Source organism: Streptomyces sp. NPDC059816, from assembly GCF_042732055.1.
Classification (GTDB): domain Bacteria; phylum Actinomycetota; class Actinomycetes; order Streptomycetales; family Streptomycetaceae; genus Streptomyces.
In genome coordinates this window covers 396,762-418,432 of the sequence record NZ_JBHWIQ010000003.1, presented here as the reverse complement: position 1 = coordinate 418,432, position 21,671 = coordinate 396,762, and the positions used below count along the sequence as shown (strand labels likewise).

Below are 21,671 nucleotides of genomic sequence, written 5' to 3'. Positions count from 1 at the left end.
ACGAAACGGTTTCGTACCGATCAGGCAGCCGTCGTTCCGGTTACCCACCAGCGGGTATCACCGAGGACGGTGGCCACGAGACCGCCGCGCGGTCAGGAGGGGGACGAGGATCATGGCCGAAGTGACGATGACGCGCCGCAGCCGGATCACCCCCGAGCGCGAGGCGGAGCTGTACGACGCCGTACTCGACCTGCTGCGTGAGGTCGGGTACGACGGGTTGACGATGGACGCCGTGGCGGCGCGCACCCGATCCAGCAAGGCCACCCTCTACCGCCAGTGGGGGAGCAAGGCCCGACTGACCGTCGAGGCGTTGCGCCGACGGCAGAACACCCATGTCGGCGAGGTCGACACCGGCTCGCTGCGCGGCGACTTCCACGCCATGGTGCAGCGTGCCGACGACTGCGAGATGGAGGAGGACTCGGCGCTGATCCGTGGCCTGGCCATGGCCGTGCACGCCGACCCCGACCTCCTCCAGGTCTTCCGGGAACGCATCATCGAACCGGAACTCGCCGAGCTGGACGTCGTGTTGAACCGAGCCGTCGAGCGCGGCGAGGTCAGTGCGGACAACCCCGCCCTGGGGTACGTCATGCACATGATGCTGGGCGCTTTCGTCACCCGCACCCTGATCGACGAGTCACCCCCCACGCAGAACTATCTCCTCGACTACATCGACGCCGTGATCATCCCCGCTCTCGGCCTCTGAACACCCCTGGCCGCGGCCCGGGTCCCGTGCGGTCCCGGTCACGTCCACAGCACCTCCACCTCCCCACGCACCACTGGGCTCCGTCCCGCTCCGTCGGGCTGCGCCCCGCTCCACCTGACGCGACCGCTCACGTCGTCGGGCTGGTGACCCCTGCCCTGTAAGCAACACGACCTGACCGGGAGTACCACTGTCGTGGCCACGTTCCTGTACAAAGTAGGCCGGTTCGCCTTTCGGCGCCGGCACTTCGTCGCCCTCCTCTGGGTGGCGCTGCTGACCCTCGCGGGGGTCGGCGCGGCCACCGCACCGGCCCCCGGGGCCGGCTCCTTCTCCATACCCGGCACGGAGGCGCAGCGCGCCTTCGACCTGCTGGACGAGCGGTTCCCGGGTTTCGCCGCTGACGGCGCGACCGCCCGGGTCGTCTTCAAGGCCCCCGCGGGCGAGAAGATGACCGACAGCGAGCACAAGGCGGTCGTCCAGGAGACCGTCAAGGAACTGGGCGAGGACAAGCAGGTGGCGAGCGCCACCGACCCGTTCGCGACCAAGTCCTTGAGCGAGAACGGCGAGATCGCGTACGCGCAGGTCTCGTACAAGGTCAACAGCATGGAGCTCAAGGACGACTCCAGGGACGCGCTGGAGAAGGCCACCGAGGACGCCCGGGTCGGCGGACTGACCGTCGAGGTCGGCGGTGACGCCCTCCAGGTCATGCCGCACACCGGCACCGCCGAGATCATCGGCATCGGCATCGCCGCGGTCGTCCTGGTGATCACCCTCGGCTCGCTCGTCGCGGCCGGGCTCCCGCTGCTGACCGCCCTCATCGGCGTCGGCATCGGCGTCTCGTCCATCGCCGCCCTCGCGAAGGCGCTGGACCTCGGCACCACCACGTCCACCCTGGCGATGATGATCGGCCTCGCCGTCGGCATCGACTACGCCCTGTTCATCGTCTCCCGCTACCGCGCGGAACTGGACGAGGGACGCGAGCGCGAGGACGCGGCCGGACGCGCGGTCGGCACCGCCGGGTCCGCGGTGGTCTTCGCCGGCCTCACCGTGGTGATCGCCCTGGTCGGCCTGGCCGTCGTCAACATCCCGGTGCTCACCAAGATGGGTGTGGCCGCCGCCGGGACCGTCGCCATCGCCGTGTTCATCGCCCTCACCATGATCCCCGCCCTGCTCGGCTACGCCGGCCGGAAGATCCGCCCGGCCAGCGCCAAGGGCCGGCTGCGCGGCGGCAAGAAGGCCAAGGACGCCGCGGACGCCCCGGCTCCGGTCTCCGACGCGGAGAAGGTCAACCTGGGCACCAAGTGGGCCCGGTTCGTCATCCGGCGCCCGATCATGGTGCTGCTCATCGGTGTGCTCGGCCTCGGTGCCGCGGCGCTGCCCGCCAGCTCGCTGGCGCTCGGACTGCCGGACGACGGCGTGCAGCCGACCGACACCACGCAGCGCAAGGCGTACGACATGCTGTCGGACGGCTTCGGCCCCGGCTTCAACGGTCCGCTGTTGATCGTCACCGATGTGCGTGCCCTCGACGACGCGAAGGGCGCCGTCGAGGACATCCGCAAGACCATCGCGGACGTCGACGGGGTCGTCAACGTCTCCCCGGCCACCTTCAACAAGGCCGGCGACAGCGCGATGATCACGGTCGTCCCGAACTCCAAGCCGAGCAGCACCGAGACCGAGGACATCGTCCACGCCATCCGTGACGCGGGCGCCGGCCTGGAGTCGAAGCACGACGCCGATGTCTTCGTCTCCGGTGCCACGGCGATGAACATCGACTTCTCGGAGAAGCTCAACGACGCGCTGGTGCCGTACCTGGCACTCGTCGTCGGCCTCGCCTTCCTGCTGCTGATCATCGTCTTCCGGTCGCTGCTCGTGCCGCTGAAGGCCGCCCTCGGGTTCCTGCTCTCGGTGCTCGCCGCGCTCGGCGCCGTCGTCGCCGTCTTCCAGTGGGGCTGGCTCGGCGGGCTGTTCGGGGTCGAGGAGACCGGCCCGATCATGTCGATGATGCCTATCTTCATGGTGGGCGTGGTCTTCGGTCTGGCCATGGACTACGAGGTGTTCCTCGTGACCCGGATGCGCGAGGCGTACGTGCACGGGGAGCGGCCCGGCCAGGCCATCGTGACCGGCTTCCGGCACGGGGCGCGGGTCGTGACCGCCGCCGCGGTGATCATGATCGCGGTGTTCGCCGGATTCATCGGGGCGAGCGACCAGATGATCAAGATGATCGGGTTCGGTCTCGCGATCGCCGTCTTCTTCGACGCGTTCGTGGTCCGGATGGCGATCGTCCCGGCCGTGCTCGCCCTGCTGGGCGACAAGGCGTGGTGGCTGCCGAAGTGGCTCGACCGCGCACTGCCCAACGTGGACGTGGAGGGCGAGGGCCTGAAGGACCTCGACGCCGCCGACCACGGTGACCGCGGGGACGACGACCGGGAATTGGCCCGGGTCTGATCCTGATCCACCGGTGCGGGGCCCCGGGCGGCGCGAACGCGGCGCTGCCCGGGGCCCCGTCCGTGCGTCCGGTGCGCCTTCCCGGTGCGCTCTGCGCGAGGGCCGCTGCGCCCTGCGCGCGGGGCGGGCGGTCGGGACCTTTGGCCTAGTGCCTTCCGACCGGACGGTGTCCGCCCGTGGACGGTGGGCCGGACCGGCACCGTTCCGATAGTTTTCCCGTGCCACCTGCTCCCCGGTCGGTGCCCGCCCCTTGGGGAGCCGGTGGCGCGCACACGTACGGGGACGGGCGCGGCCACGGGAGGCCCTGATGAACGTCGCCGAACCGGTGTCCGCCCTCTTCCCCGGCGCGTCCGGGCGGATCGTCACCGCACTGGCCCGCCACCGCCGGGCGGACGGCGCACACCTGACCCTCACCGAGCTGGCCCGCGCCTCGTCCGTCGTCGCCTCCCAACTGGAAGCGGTGCTGTTCCGGCTGGGACTGCTGGGGCTGCTGCATCCGCGGGCCCGGGGCGAGGACGTCCGGATCGCCACCGGGCACCTGGTGTGGGGAGCGCTGGACGGACTCCTCGACCTCGGCCCCGCGCTGCGCGACCGGGTACGTGCCCGGGCCCTGCGGGACCTCGACCCCGCGCCCCGGTACCTCGGGATCAGCGGTGCGGTGGCCGACGGTACGGCCTCCGGGCCCTCCGACACCCTGCATCTGACGGTGACCGCCCCGGCACCCGTGCCGGACGGGTGGGTCGGCGCACTGGAGGAACTGGTCCGAGGGCTCGCGACCGACCTCGGCAACATCGTGACGTACGACGTGACGGACGAACCGGCCGCCGGGCCGCCACCGGGAACGGTCACCGTGCTCGACGTCGAGCGCTAGCCGACTGGGCGGGGCGGGGTGAACGGGGCGGCTGGGGTGAACGGGGCGGTTCTGGTGGGCGGCGCGGCTCAGCCCAGTCGTCGGACGCGCGCCGTGGCCACCGCGGCGTAGGTCAGGCCCAGGAAGCGGATCAGCGCCCGCGAGTCGAACTGCACCAGGGACACCCCCGTGGCCGAGTGCAGCTCCACGACCGCCTGCGCGCGTCCGCACGGCCAGATGCTGACCGGGCCGTTGGCCACCGGGGCGGTCAGCCCGCGTTCCAGCAGGTCCCGGGTGAAGACCCAGTCGTCGGGGGCGGTCCCTCCCACGACGCTCGCGGGGAGGGACATGTGCACGGCTCCGGGGTCGTTCTCGGGGTCGTAGGACAGGAACACGGGCACGGCGGAACGTTCCCCCGCGGAGTCCGTGACGACATGGGCCCGGGCGCGCTCCTTGACGGCGGTCATCGGACGACTCCTCACGCTCGCTGCTCTGCGCCCCCAATGTCGCATATCTTCACATGTGTGCACCAGGGGTGATCGAGACGGGGACGGGGACGGGGTCCGGGCGGGCGCCGGGACGGATCACGGGGCGGGCTACGGCTCCGGTGTCGGGGCGGCACACCACGCGCTCTTGCGGGGCCTGGGCAACAGCGCCATCATCGGACGGCTCACCGGGCCCCCGTCCCGTAGCAGTGCCGCGCACTCCCCGACGCCGGAGGCCGCTCATGCACGTGCCCGATGGATTCCTCGACGCACCCGTCTCGGTCGCCGCCGGCGTGTTCGCCGCGGCGGCCGTGGCCGTCAGCCTGCGGGGCGCCCGCCGCGAACTGGACGCGCCCCCGGGCGCCGGCGCCTTCGGAACGTCCACCGGGGGCGAACGGCTGGCACCGCTCGCGGGACTCGTCGCCGCCTTCGTGTTCGCCGCCCAGATGCTGAACTTCCCCGTCGCCGCCGGGACCAGCGGTCATCTGATGGGCGGCGCCCTCACCGCGATCCTCGTCGGCCCCTGGACCGGGGTCCTGTGCCTGTCGGTCGTCCTGCTGCTCCAGGGCGTCCTGTTCGCCGACGGCGGGCTCACCGCGCTCGGCGTCAACATCACCGTGATGGGCGTGGTCACCGTCGTCACCGGCTACGTCGTCTTCCGCGCCCTGGTCGCCGTGCTGCCCCGGGGTCGCCGCGCCGTCACCGCGTCCGCGTTCGTCGCCGCGCTCCTGTCCGTACCGGCCGCCGCCCTCGCCTTCACCGGGCTGTACGCGGTCGGCGGCACCACGGACGTGCCGCTCGGCAAGGTCGCCACCGCCATGATCGGCGTCCATCTGCTCATCGGACTCGGTGAGGCGGCCATCACCGCACTGACCGTCGGTGCGGTGCTCGCCGTCCGACCCGATCTGGTGCACGGGGCGCGGAGCGCCGTCCGGCCGCTGAAGCTCCGGGTCGACGGCCGACTCGTCGACGCACCCGTACCCATCGCGCTCACGACTGCCCGGACCTCCCGCCGGCGGCTGTGGGCGGGCGGCCTCGCCGTCAGCCTGCTGCTCGCCGGGGTGCTCAGCTTCTACGCCTCCGGGGCGCCGGACGGCCTGGAGAAGGTCGCCGCGGACCAGGGCATCGACGCCGAGGAACGGGAACACGCCACCGCGGACTCCCCGCTCGCCGACTACGGCGTCGGGGACCTCGGGGACACCTGGCTGTCCGTCGGGCTCGCCGGGGTCATCGGGGTCGGCGTCACCGTCGCCGCCGGAACCGGGATCTTCTGGGCGGTGCGCCGGCGCGGCGGCCCGGACCCGGAATCGGGTGCGGGCTCGTCGGACCCGTCCGGCCCCCGGGCGACCGGCGAGGCCCCCGGCCCCGGGACGACCGGCGTGCAGGAACGGTGACTGCCATGGGGACGGGTACGGGGGCGGGCGCGGGGCACGTACGGGGGCTGTACCTGCCCGGGACGTCGCCGGTCCACGCCCTGCCGGCGCACACCAAGATCGCATCGCTGCTCTGCTTCGTGCTGGTCGTCGTCTCGACGCCCCGGACCGCCGTCTGGGCGTTCCTGGGCTACGCGGTGCTGCTCGCCGCCGTAGCCCGACTGGCCCGCGTGCCGACCGGCACGCTGCTGCGGCGGCTGCTGATCGAGGTGCCCTTCCTCGGCTTCGCGCTGCTGTTGCCCTTCGTAGCCGAGGGCGACCGGGTGACGGTCCTCGGTCTCGCACTCAGCGCCGACGGGCTGTGGGGTGCGTGGAACGTGCTGGCCAAGGGCACGCTCGGGGTCGCCGCGTCCGTCCTGCTCGCCGCGACCACCCCCCTGCGGGAGCTGCTGTCCGGCCTGGAACGGCTGCGGCTGCCGGGGCCGCTCGTCCAGATCGCGACGTTCATGGTCCGGTACGTGGATGTCATCGCCGACGAACTGCGACGGATGCGGATCGCCCAGCTGTCGCGGGGGTTCGAGGGCAACCGGCTCCGGCACTGGGGGGTCCTGGCGCACACGGCCGGGTCCCTGTTCATCCGCGCCTACGAACGGGGGGAACGGGTGCACCTGGCGATGCTCAGCCGCGGATACACCGGCGCGTTGCCGGCCGCCCGGGAGGTGGCCGCGGTGCACCGGGACCGGGGGCGCGGGGCCCGGGCGCGTAGGGGTCGGGTGTGCGGGGTCCGGGGGCGCGGGGACTGGGTGCTTGGCGATTGGGTGCGTGCCCTCGCGCTGCCCGCTGCCGCGGTGGTCCTGGGCCTGCTGGCGCGGGTCCGATGATCCCGGACCCGGACCCCGCGTCCGGCACCCCCGACGCGCCGCCGCCCTCACTGGACGTACGGGGGCTGGCCCACGCCTACCCGGACGGACACCAGGCCCTGTACGGGGTGGACCTGCGGGTCGGACGGGGCGAACGGGTCGCCCTGCTCGGCCCCAACGGCGCCGGGAAGACCACCCTGGTCCTGCACCTGAACGGCGTGCTCACCGCGGGCGCGGGCAGCGTGCGGGCCGCCGGCCTGACGATCGGCCCCCGCACGGTCCGGGAGGTGCGCCGTCGGGTCGGCATCGTCTTCCAGGACCCGGACGACCAGCTGTTCATGCCCACCGTGCGCGAGGACGTGGCGTTCGGCCCCGCCAACGCCGGGCTGCGCGGCGCGGAACTCGCCGACCGGGTCGCCGAGGCCCTGGACCTCGTCGGCATGGGCGCCCACGCGGACCGCGCCCCGCACCACCTGTCCCTCGGGCAGCGACGTCGGGTCTGCGTGGCGACGGTCCTGGCCACCCGCCCCGAGGTCCTCGTCCTGGACGAACCCTCCTCCCACCTCGACCCGGCCTCCCGCCGCGAACTCGCCGACGTCCTGCGCGCCCTGGACCTCACCGTCCTGATGGTCACCCACGACCTCCCGTACGCCCTGGAACTCTGCCCCCGCTCGGTGGTGCTCAGCGAAGGCGTCATCGTTGCCGACGGCCCCACCGGCGCCGTGCTGACGGACACGGAACTGCTGCGCCGCCACCGTCTGGAGCTGCCCTTCGGCTTCGACCCCCGGGCGGTGCCGCCGCCCGTCACCGGGCCGGGGCCGCACCGGGAATCGTCCTGACCCGGTGGGCGTTACACGCGGTGCCACCGAGTACGGGGGGAACAGCACCATGGCCGCCGAAGCGGACACACAGATAGCAGGCACGCAGACAGCAGGCGCACCAGCAGCAGACGCACTAGCAGCGGGGGCACGGGGCGGGGACACCTACGTCCAGGGCACGGTCGCCGAGGGCTTCGAGGGCGTCCGGGACGCCTTCGAACGCAACTTCACCGAGCGCGCCGAACACGGCGCGGCGCTCGTCGTGCACCGCGACGGCCAGCAGGTCGTCAACCTGTGGGCGGGCGCCCGCGACCTGGACGGCGGCCCCGACGGCGCACCCTGGGCCCGGGACACCGCGCAGATCGTGCGTTCCGCGACGAAGGGCGTGGCCGCCGCCGCCCTGCTGCTGCTCCACCAGCGCGGCGCACTCGACCTGGACGCCCCCGTCGCCGCGTACTGGCCCGAGTACGCGGCCGAGGGCAAGGACGGCACCTCGGTGCGGCACGTCCTCGCGCACCGCGCCGGGATCCCCGCACTGGACCGGCCGCTGACCCCCGCCGAGGCCGCCGACCCGGAACTGACCGCCGCCGCGGTGGCCGCGCAGCGCCCGTTCTGGACGCCCGGCACCGATCACGGCTACCACGCCCACACGTACGGCTGGCTGGCCGCCGAACTCGTCCGCCGGGTCACCGGGGTGCCGTTCGGCCCGTGGGTGGACGAACACATCGCCCGGCCCCTCGGACTCGACCTCTGGGTCGGACTGCCGCCCGGCGAGGCCCACCGGGTCGGACGGGTGGGTACCAGCGAGGCGCCCGCCACCGCGGCCGACGGCCCCCGGCTGCGGCCCCGACGCAGCGTCTCCGCCGCGTACGCCGACCCCGGGTCGCTCACCCGGCGCACCTTCGGGGCGATCACTCCGGTGCCCGACGAGAACGACCCGGCGTACCGGGCGGCCGTGCTGCCCGCCTCGAACGGGGTCATGACGGCCCAGGCGCTGTCCCGCTTCTACGCGGCGCTGATCGGACCGGTCGACGGCCAGCCACGGCTGTTCACCCCCGAAACGGTGGACCTCGCCCGGGCCGAGGCGTCCGCGGGGGCCGATCGGGTCCTCGTCATCAACACCCGGTTCGGCGCCGGGTACATGCTGCACGGCCCCGCGTCCCCGCTGCTCGGTGCAGGATCGTTCGGGCACCCCGGACGGGGCGGCCCGCTGGGGTTCGCCGACCCGGACAGCGGCATCGCCTTCGGTTACGTGACCAACGGGCTGCGCAAGTCGGTCACCTCCGACCCCCGCGCCCAGGCGCTGGTCCGCGCGGTGCGGGCGGCCGTCGCCGACTGAACCGCGGCGGACACCGGGGTCCGACCGGAAGGTGCCCGCCGGGGGCTCGATCCCGGGCGATCTTGGCGGGTAGGTTCCGTTCATGACAGCTTCTGCACGGAGGTTCGAGGGACACGGGGTCATGGTCACCGGCGCGGGCCGGGGGATCGGCGCGGCGACGGCCCGCCGGTTCGCCGCGGAGGGGGCGCGCGTCCTCGTCACGGACGTGGACGCGGACTCCGCCGAGCGGCTCGCGGCCGAACTGCGGGACACCGGCGCCGTTGCCGAGGGGATGCGGTGCGACGTGAGCCTGCGCGCCGATGCGGAGGCGGCCGTCGAACGGGCGGTCGAGGCGTTCGGGTCGCTGGACGTCCTGGTCAACAACGCGTTCGCCGCGGCGGACGAGCCCGGGCGGATCGAGGAACTCTCCGACGAGGAGTGGGCGCTCGGGTTGGACGTCACGCTCACCGGGGCGTTCCGGTGCGCCCGGGCCGCGATGGCCGCGCTGGAGGCGTCCGGACGCGGGGCGATCGTCAACGTCGGCTCCGTGAACGGCATCCAGGACTTCGGCGGCCACGCTTACAGTGCGGCCAAGGCCGGGCTCATCTCGCTGACCAGGACCCTTGCGGGGCACGGGGCGGGGCGCGGGGTGCGGGCCAACCTCGTCGCCCCCGGGACGGTGCGGACGCCCGCCTGGTCGGAACGGGGGGACGACGTCGACCGGTTCAGCCGGCTGTACCCGCTGGGGCGGGTGGGGGAGCCCGCGGACGTCGCGGCGGCGGTGGCGTTCCTCGCGTCCGCGGACGCGGGGTGGATCACCGGCGTGACGTTGCCGGTGGACGGCGGCATCCTCGCGGTCAACATGGCGTTCCAACGGGTCGCTCCCCACGGGTAGCGCGGGGTGCGCGGGGCCGGGTTCGCTGGGGTCCGTGGTCTGCCGCGGGTGCGTGGGGGGTGCCCGCGCAGTTCCCCGCGCCCCTGATTGGGGCGCGGGTGGGCCTCAACGCGCCCTGATGGTGTGGCGGGCCCTTTCGGAGGTCTCGCGGGCAGCGCGGTGCGCGAGATGGGGACGGAGGAGACGGGGGATCTCCGCCACGTGCCGTTCGGCGCGACCGGATCGGACCGCGTGGTATCCGTCGAGAACGGCGCCCCAGGTCGTACAGGCTTCCTCAAGGTGCCCCATCTCCAGTTGCCGCTGCGCGAGGAGGGCGTTGAATCGCAGGGCGGACCTGGGGGTGTCGCTCTCGTCCCGCAGACGGAAATGGAGCTTCAGCGAGTCCACGCTGCCCTTGACATCACCCGAGTGATAACGCACTTGTGAGGTGGCGTAGGCCAGGGTGGAGTAACTGAATCCCCCGAATCCCCCTGCACCGCTGTCCGCAATGTCCAGGGACTTCTCGGTGTCCCGGATGCCGTTCAGCGCCGTCCGCCTCTCGCCCGCGACGGCGGCGGCGTATCCCCGCTGTGCGGCGAAGAACGCCCGCATGCGGGGACCCGTCGTGGGGGCGGCGGCTGCGGCGGCGTCTGCCAGCCGGACGGCGTCCGGGCCATGACCCAGGTCGGCGGCTTGGACGGACATGCCCCGCAGGACATGGCAGTACGTGAGGTGGTCACCGCCCTCTCGGGCGAGTTCGAGCCCCTTCACGTAGTACCGCTGTGCCAAGCCGTGCAGTGCCTCGTCCTCTGCCATCCATCCCGTCAGGTAGCAGAGGAAGGCGGCTGCGGACAGCATCGCGCGGTGGGGTGCGTCGGGAGAGCGCGTGTGCAGTCCGGGGGCAACGGTGTTGACGAGGAACTGAGCTGCCAGTGGCCGGGTGTGCCGTCCGCCGAACTCCTCGAAGACCTTCCACAGGCGGTCGGTCATCCTGGTGACGAGTTCGACGTCCGTCATTCCGATGCGCTGTGCGTCACCTGATCGGATGGCTTCGATCCGGCCCACCGAATCCTGCCACTCGGGAATCTGGACAGCGATGCTGAAGAGGGAAGCCTCAAGGAAGGTGCGACGCTCCATGTCCTGCCTGCCTCAAAATCGATCGAGCTCTCCTCAGGCGACAGCCCGGGAAACCGCTCGGGATCTCTCCACGATCTCCTTCGCCCTTCCGTTGGTGGCGTAGCGCCGGAGAAGGCGAGGAATGTTCTCCACGTGCTTGTCGACGCGCCCCGAGTGAACCTGGGGGTACGCATCCAGGACATTCCCCCAGGTGACACAAGCTGCTTCCAAGTTCCCGCATTCCAGCTGTCGTTCGGCGATCAGCGACTGGAAACGCAACCCGGACACCTGTGATTCGGACGGGCCCCTCAGCCGGAAGTGGAGCATGAGGGATTCGACGCTACCCGTGACGTCTCCCAGCGCGTGTCTGACCTGTGCGGTGTGGTACGCCAGGGTGGCAGGCCCGTATCCGCCGAAGGGGCCCGGTCCGCTCTCCGCGATGCTCAGGGACTTCTCCGTCGCCATGATGCTTCGCAGAGCGGCTTCACGATCACCCGCGACGGCGAAGGAATGGGCCTGCTGCCCCAGCATGAAGGCCCGCAGCCGGGGACCCGCGTTCGGGGAGGTGGCGGCAGCGGCGTCGGCCAGACGCACGGCGACGGACCCGTGCCCCAGGTCGGCGGCTTGGACGCTCATCCCGCGGAGGACGTGGCAGTACGTCATGTGGTCCGTACTGGCGCCCGCCAGCTCCAGAGCTTTGACGTAGTAGTCCTGCGCGAGCCCGTGGAGTCCTTCGTCCACGGCCATCCAACCGGTGAGGTAGGAAAGGAACGAGGCCGCCGACATCATGGCCTTGCGGGCCGCTTCGGTCGCGTCGGCGCGCAGATAGGGCGCGACGGTGTTGGCGAGGAACAGCGCGGCCAGTGGTCGGGAGTGCTGCCCGCCGAACTGGTCGTAGATCTCGGCAAACCGGTCCGTCATCTTGGTGACCATGTCCACCTCGGGCATGCCCATGCGCGGGGCCGCTCCGGACCGGACGGACTCCATTCTCCCCGCGACGTCCTCCCAGCCGGGAACCGCCAGGGCGACCGAGAACAGGCTGACCCCGAGGAACGCTCGCCGACCGGGAACCGTGTGGGTCACGCCTAGGTCTACGAGCGCGTCCACGGTGCCCTGCTCGAAGGGGTCGGTGGCCGGGAACCCCGCCGTGGCAGGGGTGATCGGTCGCCGCAGCTTGCGGGCGAGTGCTTCGAGGACGAGGGCGCGGGCCAGCTCCCTGGGCAGGTGCCCGCTCAGCCACTGGTGCACGGAGGAGGAGCGGTAGTTCGTCGGGGTGCCCCGCTCGGTTCCGATCCGGTTCACCGCCTGCGAGAACTGCCGCAGGGTCCAACCTGCCTCGCGGTGCAGGAGCGTGAGACGTTCGTTCGGTTCACGGATCGCCACGGAGCCGTCAACTCCTCGTGTAGCAGCGCTTGATGACTTTAACGCCGAGCGTGGCCTCCACCGTACCGCCGTGAGACCCGGGGGTGTTGCCTGGAGTAGTGCGCCAGTCGCAAGGGGTTGCGGAGCCCCGCCCGGCGACCGCGCTACCGGCCGTGTCGCACGGGACCCGTGCGACACGACGGGCAGCGGCAGGACGGCCACGCCAGCGGCTGGGCCATCAGGGCCGGATGACCGGTGATCGTCACCGCGAGGTGCCGCTCACCGACCCGTTCACCGTTCAGTCCAAGCTGGTACGTGGAGAGCCGCATCTTCGCGTGCGTCGGCCTCGGAGAGGTCATCGGATAGCACCTCCCCGGGTGCACGGGCACGGGCATGCGCGGTCGCGGCCGAGGATCCGCAGCCGTATGCGCAGGCCGTCCACGCGGATCCGGGTCACCCCGTGGCAGCCGTGCGCGGACCAGGGGTGGCCCAGGATCCGGGCAAACACGCACGCTGCGCACGGCACCGCCCGGACCGCGTCCGTCTCGCTCACCCGTCGACCGGTTCGACGAGGCGGGGCAGGCGGCCACCGCGGCTGTGCGCCACCCGAAGCGTCTCGTCCAGTGACTCCACCAACCGCGTCGCCACGAACCGCAGCTCCCGCTCGTTCGCCTTCGGATCGCCCAGCAACGCCCGTGCATGGCCGAGCAACTGGACGGCCATGTCGAGCTGGGTGGCCTCCATGCGGTCCGCGACCCTCGACAGGTACCCGTTGCCGCTGTCGGTCGCGAGGTAACACGGCTTCCCGTCCGGCGTCGACCACGGCAACAGCCGCACCGCAGCCCCTCCCTCACCGCTCACCGGCACACCTCCACACCGGCCGCGCGGTCGGCAGGACCGTGGCGACGATGCCCGGACGGTGGCAGTAACCACCACAACACGCACTCGAAAACCCGACCGATACACTTCGGCACGTCAACAGCTCCTCAAGCTGATGGCCACGCCCCCGGACGGTTCGCCCCGTCGCGGGGGCCTCTCGTGGCAGCGAGTGCAACGACCCTAGGGAGCACTGAGGCGGGGATCACGAGCGCACGGTGGTACTTCTTGCAGCTCTGCGGGACGCGCCTGCACGTCAGGCAGCAGGCACGTCCACTGCGCCGTCCGGTGGGAGCGGTATCTACCGCGGAACGCGGTAATTACGCGTCGGCCAGCATCAGGTTGCTCAGGCGGCGCATGTCCCTGGTGAGCTTCCGCTTGCGCCCTTGGACGACGGTCCGCATCACGTCTTGGGCGGGGCGCTGGTGCTTCAGCCAATCCGCGTTGCTGGACTCGATCCTGACCAGTCGGTCCACGGCGCTTTCGTGATCCCCCACCATGACGTAGGCGGACGCGGTGGTCAGACGATGGCGGTTCCACTCGTTGTCCGTTTCGGGCACTCCGGCGGCCCGCATGGAGAAGTCCGACAGCGGCGCCTTGCCCGTGGACTCCTCAATGACCCGGTAGGGATCTCCGCCGTCCCTGATGAGTTCGTCTTCCAAGTCCTTCATCGCTACGACGGTCGCGTCGAACCGGCCGTAGCGCGTGTTCTCGTCGGGCTGACGTCCCAGCGCGGACGCAGCGGACGCCGCCATTCGCCGGACGGCCGCAGCCTCCTTCGCCCGGTTGTTCCGGACCGCAGCCGCAGCGGCGTGCAGCGCCAGCCAACCCCAGGAACTCAGCCGCTCGGGTGTCGCCTGGGAGATTCGGGGCTCGATGCGATCCGCTGTCTCGATCGCCAGGCGTTCAGCGTCGTCGAAACGGCCCTGGCGCGTCATGAGCCAGGACATGATGCCGATGGCGGTGGCTGCCGTGTTCGTGTCGTCCACGGCGCGTGCGTCACGAATCGCGCCGGACAGCGCGTGGTAGGCGAGGTCGAACTGCCGCACAGCGGTCAGGTACCGACCGGTCAACAGCAACGCTTCCGACCGGACCGACAAGGCCGTCTGGAATTCGGGCCCGTTGTCGAAGTAGGTCACTGCCGAGGCTGAATCCCTGACGACTTGTGGAAGGTGAGCCGCCACCGGTTCGAACTTGAGTGCGTCATAGGAAGACGACCCCCCGCGGACGACGTGCCGGAGCGCTGCCAAGTCCGGGGCATCTGCCGCGACCGGCCTCAGATCGTCTGCCAGGCCAACGGGTGGCGTGAGTGCGTTTCGCAACTCGACCAGTCCGACCGGTGAAGACTCCTGATTGCCAAGGGCCTCAGGTGTACTCGATGCCATCAACGCGGACGTCTTCAGGTGCAGGGCCCGCGCGAGCTTGTGGAGCGTCTCGATGCGAACGCTTCCGCCCTGTTCCAACTCGGCGACGGTGGAGGGTGCCAAGCCGGCGGCGTGCGCCAATGTCTCCTGGGTCAGCCCTGCGGCCAAGCGCTTGTCGCGGACGTTGTCACCGAGTGCGCTCATGCTTCCCCGCCTTACACGTGTGGTGGACGGTCCCCCACCACGGTACGCCTGCGGCACTCCGCCACGGGGACTGTCGGGGCGGCGTCCGTGCCGACCCATGCGGCGAGCGAGGCGAGACTCTGTGGTGCTCGGCGTTGTCGGCGTACCAGGACGGCGATGGTCTCCCGCATCAGCGGGTGGTACCTGGCCTGCTGCGGAGCCACCTCGCGTGCGCGATGCAGGGCGGCTTCGGCCGACTCGGGCTTGCCCATCTGCGCATAGGCCCGGGCCATTTCGATGTGGTAGCGACCGATGCGCATCTTGGGGTGGTCAGCGGGAAAGCGCAGTCGGCGGGCGGATTTCATCGCCTCCCCGAGGTTCCCCAACTCGACGGCCGTCGCGACATCGAAGTGCGCCACGTTCGTCACGCCGAAGGACGTCCAGTAGACACGGGGAACGTCCCGGCCGATCTGCTTGGCCACCTGGCGTGCCAGCTCCAGTTGGCCGCTGACCGCGTCCTCGTTCTTCGCTTGAGCTGCCGCGATGGCGCCTGCCAAGTGCAGGGTTCCCGACACTGCCAACGCCGGGACGGATTCCGTCTCGTCGTGCTGGTCGATCAACTGGTGGCCGCGCTCCAACACCTTCAGTGCCAGTTGGCTGTTCCCGCGCCGCAGCAGCATGGCGCTGCGGTGCCTCAGACGGAGGGCGAGCAGCAAGGGGTCTTGCGCCTGCTCCGCCATCCAGCCCATGCGCTCCAGCGCGATCGTCGCGAGGTGGTGGTAGCCCAGTCGGTAGACGAACTCGTAGGCCACCCAGTAGGCCCAGCTCAGGGAGGACTCGGCGTTCCTGCGCTCGCCTCCGTGCGGGAGGAGGGCCACGGCGGTCGTCAACTCACCGAGAAGGCCGGGAAGGCGGGTTCCGACGCCTTTGTACTCCGTCGCGCAGGCGCCGGCGCACAGGTCCTTGACGTCGGCCGCGATCTCGGCAACGGGTCGGGGACGGATCTCCGGATCCGGTCCGAGGTCGTACAGGTCCAGCGCATCGGAGAGCGGCGAGATCATGCGGTCGAGCTGGTCCTGCTGGAGTTCGGAGACGTACGGTTGGCCGTTGAGGATTGCTACGTCTACCTCAAGCGCCCGTGCCACGGCGGCAACGACGGCTGGCGTTGCGGGGCTGAGTCCGGCCTCCCCCTTGGCGATCGTGCCCCGGGAGACGAAGGCGCGCTGCGCCAGGCCCGTCTGTGTGAGGTGGCGCAGCTTCCGGTAGTCGGCGATCCGTGCGCCGATGTGACCGTCTGTGGGGTGAGACATGCTGACTCCGTTCTGGCCCGGTCACTCAGAACGGTACTCCCGACCCTTGGAGGGGAGCGGTGACGAGCACGGCCAGCGTCAGCGTGGACACAGCTCCCGGCGGGCCGCGTTGATCACGTGCTGGGCATGGGCACCGTAGACGGCGGACTCCTGCAACGTCTGCCAGGTGCGCTGGTACAGGGCGATGCTGGCGTCGTCGTCGAGCCACATTTCGGCGTGCCACACCTCGGTGACGACCTGCCGGTCGTCGTAGATCCAGAAGCCCGTGCCGGGTGGGAGCTTCAACGAGGACGTGAGCGGCACGATCCCCAGCTCCACGGTGTCCATGTTGACGATCCCGGAGAGGCGGTCGAGTTGGGCGAGGAGCACGGAGGGCGAGCAGATGAGGGCGCGGAGCACCGGTTCCCAGAGGAGGATGCGGTACTGCCGGTCGCCCGTGTACAGGAGCTTCTGTCGTTCCATGCGGGACCGGACAGCCGCCTCGATGTCCCGCGGTGATCGGTGGAGCTCGGCGGACCGGGTGAGGACGGCCCGCGCGTAGTCGGGTGTCTGGAGAACTCCGACGACCCACGAGGACTCCCAGGCCAGGAGGACGGCGGACCCGGCCTGGGCATGATTGTGCGCGTCCTGGACCGGTCGGTGGCCGGCGACGAGTTGACGCCGCCAGGAACGGATGTGGGACTCGAAGCCGGCAAGCCGGGCTCGTAGTTCCTCGTACGCGTCGGGCCGGCCGCACGCCTGCGCCCACTGGCGCAGATCGTCGGGCGTGGCCGTCTGCCTACCCAGCTCCAGCTTGGAGATACGGGAGTTGGGCCAGCCGAGCAATCGGGCGAGCGCCGTACCGGTCAGCCGACCGTCGGGGGCAGTGAGCCGCAGCTCCCTCAGCCGCAGCCCCAGGGCTTCGCGTGCCTGCTGATAGTCCGTGCTCACCGGTACATACTCGCCGCTGCTACCTCGCGGTGGCGACCGAGGTCTTGAACTGTTCGTAGGGAACGGCGTAGTGCTGTGCCGCGTCGCGCAGCCGGTTGTACTGGTTGACGCGTACGGGCTCCGTGATCAGTTCGGCCCCGGTGAGGTTGTCCTCGCCGTCGAAGAGGCAGAGGGCGACGATGTGGGAGTCGAAGATCCAGAAGTCCTCGTTCGGCAGGTACACACGCTCGGCCTCCCTGCGCCACATGTTCCGCACGTCTTCACCGAGTGCGGCGTTCTTCTCGGCGTGGGCGAGGAGGTAGCGCTGTCCGGCGGTCGGAGGGTCGTCGACGACACGGACCCGGCCGACGTACGCACCGTCGTCGGTCTTCGCGCGGATCGTTCGACTCCAGGGCGTCTCCAGGTCCCAGACCGGCACCTCCCCACGCAGGAACTGGGCATAGGTGTCGGCGGCCTCGTCCACCGCGTAGCGCCCCCGCATTTCCAGGTGCCAGGCGCTGTGCTGGAAGTTCTGGAAGAGCCGGGCGAACTGCTCGGGCTGGAGGATACGGGGCTCGGGGTCCCGCTCCCGCGGTCCGAAGTCGATCAGCGTGTTGCGCGGGATCACGATCGGGATCTCGTCCTCATCGATGTGCTGGAGCTGGGCGAGGTCCGCGGGGTCCGTGAGCGGGCGCCCGTGCACGACGACCTCACCGCTGTCGAGGTCTTCGTGCACAGCGGGGCAACTGCCTTCACCGCTGCCCGTGCCGTTGAAGCGCAACCGTCGAGCCATGATCAGGTCCTTTCGCCGGAGGGCTGATCAGCCCAGCATTCCCAGGCGAGCTGCCCATCGCTACGGGGTCCTCCGTCCGTCCAGAGAAAAAACGAGGAAAGTGTGGGACCCCCTGAGGAAAGGTGAGAAAGGTGGCTCGTTGCCTCCGAGTCGGCTTGCATACGGTCTGTCCATGATCCGAGAAACTGAGCACGGCGGCAGGCCCTTTGCCCCGCCCACCGTCGCCCCGACCCTGCTGAGCGACCGGCTGACCTCATGGGTCCGCACCCGCGACACGGGCGAACGGGCCGCGGTCGCCGCGCTGCTCCAGGAGGGCGACGTCCTCGCCCGGGAGGACGTACGGGACCTGCTCGTGGTCGACACCGGGAAGCGTGCGTACTGCGACTGGCCGCGGTTCGAGGGCCAGTACCGAACGGCTCTCGTTCTCGACACCAGTGAGCGTGCGTTCTTGGACTTGGTGGTGGCGGTGGGGTTTCCGCGTTTGGTGCCGTTGTGGCAGGTGGAGAACCTGGGTGAGCGGCGGCTCGCGATCGTGTTGCGTGCGTTGGCCGCGCTCGCCGGGGTGGACACGATCGCGGTGGGTACGCGGGCCTGGTGACCGGACGATCCGGGACCGGCCCCCCGCGCTGCGGGTGAGTGCCCCGGCGCACGCTTCGGCAGTGGCGAGGGACCGCCCTGCTCACGTCAGCATCAGCCCGATGCCCACCGTCAGCAGCGCCGCCGCGACGACCCGCACCGCGCCGAACCGTTCCTTGAAGAGCACCGCGCCGATCGCCGCCCCGACGAGGATGCTGGACTCCCGCAGCGCGGCGACGGGGGCGAGGGCGGCCCGGGTCTGCGCCCACAGCACCAGGGCGTACGCGGCGACGGACAGCGCCGCACCCAGGAGGCCGATCCACAGGCTGGGCCGCAGCCGCTCGGCGAAGCCGCCCCGCCAGCGCCACAGCGCGTACAGCGGGACGGCGAACCCCTCCAGGATCATCAGCCAGGCCAGGTACCCGGGGGTCGTACCGGACGCCCGGACGCCGAGTCCGTCCACGACGGTGTACGAGGCGATGGACACCCCGGTGGCGAGCGCGGCGAGGATCGCGGGCCAGTCCGGGCGGCTGCCGCGCAGCCCCCACAGGGCCACCCCGGACAGTCCCGCGCAGGCGACCGCGATGCCGGCGCCCTGCCAGAGGTCCGGGTACTCGTCGGCGAACACCGCCGCCAGCACCGTCACCACCAGGGGCGCGCTGCCCCGGGCGATCGGGTACGCCTGCCCGAAGTCACCGAGCTGGAACGACCGCATCAACAGGCCGTAGTACGCGACGTGGATGACCGCCGACACCGCGAGGTACGGCCAGGCTCCGGCGGCGGGCAGCGGGACGAAGGGGGCGAGGGCGAGGCCGATCAGGGCCCCGCCGCCGGATATCAGGGTGAAGCCGACGAGCTTGTCGGTGATGCGGTGCGCGATGGCGTTCCAGGACGCGTGGGTGACCGCGGCGAGCAGGACGGCCGCCGCGACCAGCGGGGTCACCGGCTCACCGGGACGGTTCCCGCACGTCCACCACGGTGGCCCCCGCGTGCTTCACCAGCGAGCCGGGGTCCAGCGGGAACACCGTGTACGGGGTGCCCGCCGCCGCCCACACCGTGTCGTGGTCGAGCAGTGCGCGGTCGGCGAGGACCCGGGTGCGGGTGCGGTGCCCGAACGGGGGGACCCCGCCGATCGCGTAGCCGGTGGTCTCGCGCACCAGGTCGGCGCGGGCCCGGGTGACCGCGCCGGCGCCCAACTCGGCGCGCACCCGTTCCACGTCGACCCGGGACGCCCCGTCGACCAGCACCAGGACGGGGACCCCGTCGGCGGCGAAGACCAGCGACTTGCAGATCTGCGACAGTGCGCAGCCGATCGCGGCGGCGGCCTCCTCCGCGGTACGGGTCGCCTCCGGGAAGCGGCGGACCTCCGGCGCGAGGTGGGACAGCCCCAGCTCGTCGATCGCCTCGATGAACCGGGGGTGTGCCAGGGGCGGTTGGGAAGTCATAGCGACCCACCGTAGCAATCGGTGCATGCCACAGACGGTCGGATTCCCGTCCCGTGCGGTGGTGGCCGAGTCGTTGCGTCAGCCGGCCGACTTGAGCAGCTTCGCCACCAGGGGACCCGCCGAGGAGCCGCCCCGGCCGCCCTCCTGGACGACGGCCGCCCCCGCCACGTCACCGCGCCAGGCGGTGAACCAGCCGTTCGGCTTCTTCTGGCCGTCGACCTCGGCCGAGCCCGTCTTCGCCCCCACGTCCGAGCCGAGTCCGGCCATCGGCTTCGCCGCGGACCCGGACGTCGCGGTGTACCGCAGCAGTTCCCGCAACTGGCGCTGGGCGTCGCCGTCGAGCTTGCGGGGCGCCGACGCCAACTTGCGGTCGTCCACCTCGGGCGACACCAGGTAGGGCTGCTCGAAGGTGCCCGTCTTCGCGGTGGCCACCACGCTCGCCATGTTCAACGGGTTGGCCCGCACCCCGCCCTGGCCGATGAGCGAGGCGGCCTTGGGCGCGTCCTGCTGCACGGGCACCGCCCCGTCGAAGGTGGGCACCCCGATCGTCCAGTCGTTGCGGCCGAGTCCGAAGACGTCCCGGGCGTGCCGGGTGAGGTCGTCGTCCTTCAGCTTCTTGGACTGGGTGATGAAGGCGGTGTTGCAGGAGGAGGCGAAGCTCGCGCGGAACGTGCCCTTCTTGATCTGGAACTTCTCCAGGTTCTGGAACTTCCAGCCGCCGTAGGACGCGTACTTGGGGCACGGGTGCTTCTTGTCCATGCCCGCGAGGTCCTTCTCCAGCAGCAGCGCCGCAGAGACGATCTTCATGGTGGAGCCGGGCGCCAGCGAACCCTGGAACGCGGTGTTGAAGCCCTCTGGGCGGGAGTTGGCGACCGCGAGTATCTCGCCGGTGCTCGGCCTGAGCAGCACCACCGACGCCTGCTTGCGCTTGGCGGTCTCCCGTTCGGCGGCGGCCTGCACCGTGGCGTCGATGGTGGTGCGCAGGGTCCCTGGGGTCCCCTCCGTCAGGGTCAACAGGGTCTTGTCGGGGGCCTGGTCGGCCTTCTTCCGCTCGGCCCCGGCGTCCGTGCGCTGCGCGCCGTCCTGCTTCGCTCCGGCGCGGACCACCCGGAGTTCCACGCCCCCCTTGCCACCGGCCTTCTTCCCGTAGCGCTCGCGCAGCGCGTCCAGTACGCCCCCCAGCGACGGGTGGTCCTTGACGGTGAGTTCCCGGCCGGAGCGGTCGACGGCCTTGATCGGCGGGGTGCCCGACTCCCCGGTCACCAACCGGTCGCCGGGGTGCAGGTCCGGGTGCACCACGGACGGCTTCCAGCCGACGAGCGGCTTGCCGTCGGAAGCGCGGCGCACCACGGTCAGCGCGGACGCGTACTCCAGGGGCTTGCTCTGCCCCGCGTGGGTGACGATCGCCTTGACCGCGAACGGGAAGCGGGCGTCCGCGCGGGTGCCGGGCGTCCCGGTGGCGGGCGTCTCGGTGCCGGCGCCGGGTGTCTGCGCGGGGGTGTCGGGCGTCAGGGTCACCGCACTGACCTTGGCGTCCTTGGTGAAACCGGTCAGGGCGGCCCGGGCGGCCGGCACGTCGTCGGTGAGGGCCGCCGCCTCCGCGGTCCGGCCGCCGCGCCAGGCCGCGAGGAACGCGTCGCCCACCCGGGACACCTCGGCCGCGGTCGGCGGCCCCGTGGGTATCTTCGGCTTCGCCGCGGCCCCGTCCCCGTCGCCGCCGGACAGGGCCCAGGCCCCCAGGCCCGCCCCGCCCACGACCACCACGAGCACCCCGCCCAGCAGGGCCGGCCGCGTCTTCGGGCGCTCGGCGCGCCTTCTCTTGCCCACACGTCCTCCGTTGTTCCCCCGCGGTGCCCGCGAACCCGCAGGGTCCCGCGGCCGTTCCGGCCTCAGCCTAGAACGCTCCCGGGGCGGGCCCGCACGCACACCCCACAGGTGAGGAGACCTGCGGCGCCCGTACGGTTCCGGTTCGAGGCGTTTGCGTCGGGCCGATCGTCGGGCGGCGTCCGTACGC

The 21,671-nt window shown here is 71.5% G+C and carries 20 protein-coding genes; 9 read left to right on the top strand and 11 right to left on the bottom strand.

Translation table 11 applies throughout. The features are described 5' to 3' along the window. Positions 1-112 precede the first annotated feature (112 nt). From ACFV88_RS06635 to ACFV88_RS06625, 3 genes are all read left to right on the top strand, one after another. Positions 113-703, top strand: coding sequence for a TetR/AcrR family transcriptional regulator (locus ACFV88_RS06635; protein ID WP_385486709.1), 591 nt, complete (start codon positions 113-115; stop codon positions 701-703). Between the two features lie 192 nt (positions 704-895). Continuing rightward, a complete protein-coding gene (locus ACFV88_RS06630) occupies positions 896-3,145 on the top strand; it encodes an MMPL family transporter (RefSeq protein ID WP_385486707.1) in 2,250 nt (749 codons plus the stop codon). Positions 3,146-3,452: 307 nt separating this feature from the next. After that, the gene (locus tag ACFV88_RS06625; RefSeq protein WP_385486705.1) at positions 3,453-4,016 is read left to right on the top strand and encodes a hypothetical protein; all 564 of its coding nucleotides are present in this window, start codon (positions 3,453-3,455) and stop codon (positions 4,014-4,016) included. 68 nt (positions 4,017-4,084) lie between these two features. On the opposite strand, the gene ACFV88_RS06620 is transcribed toward ACFV88_RS06625, so the two are convergent. Beyond that, entirely contained in the window at positions 4,085-4,462 is a 378-nt protein-coding gene (locus ACFV88_RS06620; protein ID WP_385486703.1) for an SsgA family sporulation/cell division regulator, read from the bottom strand. A 260-nt stretch (positions 4,463-4,722) separates the two neighbouring features. Between ACFV88_RS06620 and ACFV88_RS06615 the strand changes: the two genes are divergently transcribed. The 5 genes from ACFV88_RS06615 to ACFV88_RS06595 all read left to right on the top strand — a co-directional run bounded on the left by ACFV88_RS06615 (position 4,723) and on the right by ACFV88_RS06595 (position 9,744). Beyond that, entirely contained in the window at positions 4,723-5,874 is a 1,152-nt protein-coding gene (locus ACFV88_RS06615) for an energy-coupling factor ABC transporter permease (protein WP_385486701.1), read from the top strand. Between the two features lie 5 nt (positions 5,875-5,879). Further along, complete coding sequence (gene cbiQ, locus ACFV88_RS06610) at positions 5,880-6,734, top strand: cobalt ECF transporter T component CbiQ (protein WP_385486699.1); 855 nt, start codon at positions 5,880-5,882, stop codon at positions 6,732-6,734. Further along, the gene (locus ACFV88_RS06605; protein ID WP_385486697.1) at positions 6,731-7,552 is read left to right on the top strand and encodes an energy-coupling factor ABC transporter ATP-binding protein; all 822 of its coding nucleotides are present in this window, start codon (positions 6,731-6,733) and stop codon (positions 7,550-7,552) included. The genes cbiQ and ACFV88_RS06605 overlap by 4 nt, the downstream gene beginning before the upstream one ends. A gap of 49 nt (positions 7,553-7,601) precedes the next feature. Next, complete coding sequence (locus ACFV88_RS06600; RefSeq protein WP_385486695.1) at positions 7,602-8,870, top strand: serine hydrolase domain-containing protein; 1,269 nt, start codon at positions 7,602-7,604, stop codon at positions 8,868-8,870. Positions 8,871-8,952: 82 nt separating this feature from the next. Continuing rightward, complete coding sequence (locus tag ACFV88_RS06595; RefSeq protein WP_385486693.1) at positions 8,953-9,744, top strand: SDR family NAD(P)-dependent oxidoreductase; 792 nt, start codon at positions 8,953-8,955, stop codon at positions 9,742-9,744. Positions 9,745-9,849: 105 nt separating this feature from the next. Here ACFV88_RS06595 and ACFV88_RS06590 read toward each other — a convergent pair whose 3' ends face one another. From ACFV88_RS06590 to ACFV88_RS06560, 7 genes are all read right to left on the bottom strand, one after another. Beyond that, positions 9,850-10,860, bottom strand: coding sequence for a transcriptional regulator (locus ACFV88_RS06590; RefSeq protein ID WP_385486691.1), 1,011 nt, complete (start codon positions 10,858-10,860; stop codon positions 9,850-9,852). A gap of 33 nt (positions 10,861-10,893) precedes the next feature. After that, positions 10,894-12,222, bottom strand: a complete 1,329-nt coding sequence (locus ACFV88_RS06585; protein WP_385486689.1) for a tetratricopeptide repeat protein — start codon at positions 12,220-12,222, stop codon at positions 10,894-10,896. A 528-nt stretch (positions 12,223-12,750) separates the two neighbouring features. Beyond that, on the bottom strand, positions 12,751-13,062 hold the full coding sequence (locus ACFV88_RS06580; RefSeq protein ID WP_385486687.1) for a hypothetical protein: 312 nt from the start codon (positions 13,060-13,062) through the stop codon (positions 12,751-12,753). 335 nt (positions 13,063-13,397) lie between these two features. Further along, on the bottom strand, positions 13,398-14,645 hold the full coding sequence (locus tag ACFV88_RS06575; protein ID WP_385486685.1) for a helix-turn-helix domain-containing protein: 1,248 nt from the start codon (positions 14,643-14,645) through the stop codon (positions 13,398-13,400). Between the two features lie 11 nt (positions 14,646-14,656). Then, a complete protein-coding gene (locus tag ACFV88_RS06570) occupies positions 14,657-15,934 on the bottom strand; it encodes a helix-turn-helix domain-containing protein (protein ID WP_385486683.1) in 1,278 nt (425 codons plus the stop codon). A gap of 78 nt (positions 15,935-16,012) precedes the next feature. Beyond that, the gene (locus ACFV88_RS06565; protein ID WP_385486681.1) at positions 16,013-16,864 is read right to left on the bottom strand and encodes a helix-turn-helix domain-containing protein; all 852 of its coding nucleotides are present in this window, start codon (positions 16,862-16,864) and stop codon (positions 16,013-16,015) included. 19 nt (positions 16,865-16,883) lie between these two features. After that, on the bottom strand, positions 16,884-17,636 hold the full coding sequence (locus ACFV88_RS06560; RefSeq protein WP_385486679.1) for a DUF6879 family protein: 753 nt from the start codon (positions 17,634-17,636) through the stop codon (positions 16,884-16,886). A 172-nt stretch (positions 17,637-17,808) separates the two neighbouring features. Between ACFV88_RS06560 and ACFV88_RS06555 the strand changes: the two genes are divergently transcribed. Beyond that, the gene (locus ACFV88_RS06555; RefSeq protein WP_385486677.1) at positions 17,809-18,234 is read left to right on the top strand and encodes a hypothetical protein; all 426 of its coding nucleotides are present in this window, start codon (positions 17,809-17,811) and stop codon (positions 18,232-18,234) included. An 81-nt stretch (positions 18,235-18,315) separates the two neighbouring features. On the opposite strand, the gene ACFV88_RS06550 is transcribed toward ACFV88_RS06555, so the two are convergent. The 3 genes from ACFV88_RS06550 to ACFV88_RS06540 form a co-directional block, all read right to left on the bottom strand. Beyond that, entirely contained in the window at positions 18,316-19,155 is an 840-nt protein-coding gene (locus ACFV88_RS06550; protein WP_385486675.1) for an EamA family transporter, read from the bottom strand. Positions 19,156-19,159: 4 nt separating this feature from the next. Further along, positions 19,160-19,657: a YbaK/EbsC family protein gene (locus ACFV88_RS06545; protein ID WP_385486673.1), complete on the bottom strand. Its 498-nt coding sequence runs from the start codon at positions 19,655-19,657 to the stop codon at positions 19,160-19,162. Between the two features lie 78 nt (positions 19,658-19,735). Next, positions 19,736-21,484 carry a penicillin-binding transpeptidase domain-containing protein gene (locus tag ACFV88_RS06540; RefSeq protein ID WP_385486671.1) on the bottom strand — a complete coding sequence of 583 codons (1,749 nt, stop codon included), beginning with the start codon at positions 21,482-21,484 and terminating at the stop codon, positions 19,736-19,738. Positions 21,485-21,671 lie beyond the last annotated feature (187 nt).